Below are 2,235 nucleotides of genomic sequence, written 5' to 3' on the forward strand. Positions count from 1 at the left end.
GTCCCCATCGTCTAGAGGTCAGGACGCCGCCCTTTCAAGGCGGAAACCGGGGTTCAATTCCCCGTGGGGACGCCAGCATTTCCGCCGCTTTGGGCATCGCAGGGAGCCACATACGGAAAACTGCGGAAAAGCCGCCGCTGAAACCGGCCGGACTCGACGCCCGAGATCGGCCCGGCCGGAGCGCCCTCGAACAAGCGTCGCGGCTGAAGGTTCATGTTGGTGCTCGCGCAAAGTGGGCAGGGCTCGCGCGTGGGGCTGCTCGATAACCGCAAAAACCAGGGCTCAGCGCTGCCGCCAGACCAGCTTGCCCCGGCGCAGGATCGCGCCGGCGAGCGCCGCCCAGATCAGCGTGAAAAGAATCATCCGGAACATCCAACCGATCTCGTTACCGGGCGCGACCTGCGCGGGATCGAGCGGGCCGGCGACGCGTAGATCGTCCACCAGGCGATGCTCCAGACCACCAGGAGCGCAATTTCAGAGCGATGTGCACGGCCATACTCCCCGATTGTATTTGCGAACGTCGCAATTCGACTTGCGGCCCGCCGAGAGAGATTCGGGAGACACGACCCGGCGACCATATGCCGCCAGAAGGCAATGCCGCACCAGGGGCTGCCGCGCATGAACAACGTTCATAGCAATGACATCGCTCGGTACCGCGGTCGAACTCGGCCGGTCGAGCGCTCCGGCGCGCGCGGGAGTGCGTTTGTTTCCGCGACCCGGACGGATCGCTACCCGGGGCTCATCACCTACGCAGGATCTACGCAGGGCTTTGACGCTCAGGCGGCTTTCCCCGCCTTCTTCGCTACCTTCTGCAGCACGAAGTCGTAGTGGACCGCGTAGAACGGCTCGTTCATCGTCTCGCCGGTCGGAACCCTGGCGCCCGCCGGCTTCCTCACGAACTCGGTGATCAGCGGCTCCTTCACGCCATACACCACGTCGGTGTCGATATACTGATCGCCCTTCTGGAACAGATGCGTGACGATGCGGTGGTAACCCGGCGCCTCCAGGCAGAAATGGATGTGTGCCGGCCGGTATTCGCTGATTCTCGTGCGCTTCATCAACTCGCCTACCGGGCCGTCCATCGGGATCGTGTAACCGATCGGCGCCACCGTGCGGACGATGTAGGAGCCGTCGGGCCTGGTGCGATAGATGGCGCGCATATACTGGTCTTCGCCCGGGCGCTGCGCCTCATAGAGGCCATCGCCGTCGGTCTGCCAGATATCGAGCATGACCCCGCCGACCGGCTTGCCGTCGAGGTCGGTCACCTTGCCGGTGACGAAGCAGGGGATGCCCGGCGCGCCGTCGGCCATGTCCTCGCCGTCGGCCAATTCCCGCGAGTCGCGGACATGGAACGGTCCTTCGACGGTGCTAGGTGTAGCCCCGGTCGCCAGGCGGTTGTTGATCGCGTCGACCAGCATGCTGACGGCCAGCACGTCGGAGGTGAGAATGAACTCCTGACGCTTCTCGTCCGACATCTTGCCGATGCGCGTGAGCCAGTCGATCGCCGTGAACCATTCCCTGTTGGTCGGCTCGATCTCGCGCACGAAAGCATGCAGATGCTTGATCAGCGAGGTCATGACCTGACGCAGGCGTGGGTCGGGGATATTGTTCCAGCGCTCGATGGCAATGTCGGTGAGATTGGCTTCGGTGACGTACGACATGGCGTTCTCCGTTCCTGCGGCGGGCGACGCCGCACGGAAGACAATTTCATTTCGCAATCTGGCGCCACAATGATGCGCTCGGGGGGCGCATAAGGCAACGCCCGCCGGATGCGCTCGCCGACCAGCTCCGGCGTCTCGATCGTCTTGTCCGCGAGGTTGATCACGCCCAGCACGGTCGCCTTGCTCGGAAGCTTTGTAAGCACCGGGCGCCATCTTCTCATCGTACTTGTAGAGATCAGGCGTCGCTGGCCCCGGACCGGTCGTCGCCCGGACGATTCGCGGCCGCACCGTCCCGTTTCCGGCCCGTGCGGATGGCTTCCCGAGCGATGTGATCGGCGCGGTCGTTGTCCGGATCGCCGCTGTGGCCCTTGATCCAGCGCCATTCGACCGAGTGCCGCGCGAGGGCGTCGTCGAGCCGTCGCCAGAGGTCCTGGTTCTTGACCGGCTGTTTGTCCGCGGTCCGCCAGCCGTTCGCCTTCCAGCGCGGCAGCCACTCGGTCACGCCGTGGCGCAGATAGTTGCTGTCGGTCACCATCTGGACCCGCATCGGGCGGTTGAGCGCCTCGAGCGCGCC

Annotated in this window: 3 protein-coding genes and 1 tRNA gene; 1 reads left to right on the top strand and 3 read right to left on the bottom strand. The window is 64.9% G+C overall.

What is annotated here, in order from left to right:
- Positions 1-75 (top strand) — tRNA-Glu (locus ACRDU5_RS22585).
- A 207-nt stretch (positions 76-282) separates the two neighbouring features.
- Here ACRDU5_RS22585 and ACRDU5_RS22590 read toward each other — a convergent pair.
- The 3 genes from ACRDU5_RS22590 to ACRDU5_RS22600 all read right to left on the bottom strand — a co-directional run.
- Positions 283-441, bottom strand: a complete 159-nt coding sequence (locus ACRDU5_RS22590; protein ID WP_526617221.1) for a hypothetical protein — start codon at positions 439-441, stop codon at positions 283-285.
- A gap of 335 nt (positions 442-776) precedes the next feature.
- Complete coding sequence (locus ACRDU5_RS22595) at positions 777-1,661, bottom strand: dioxygenase family protein (protein WP_526617222.1); 885 nt, start codon at positions 1,659-1,661, stop codon at positions 777-779.
- 235 nt (positions 1,662-1,896) lie between these two features.
- Positions 1,897-2,235 (bottom strand): ribonuclease H family protein (locus ACRDU5_RS22600; protein WP_526617223.1); only part of this gene is annotated, 339 nt, incomplete at its 5' end.

This window comes from Mycobacterium sp., assembly GCF_050701515.1.
Taxonomy (GTDB): domain Bacteria; phylum Actinomycetota; class Actinomycetes; order Mycobacteriales; family Mycobacteriaceae; genus Mycobacterium.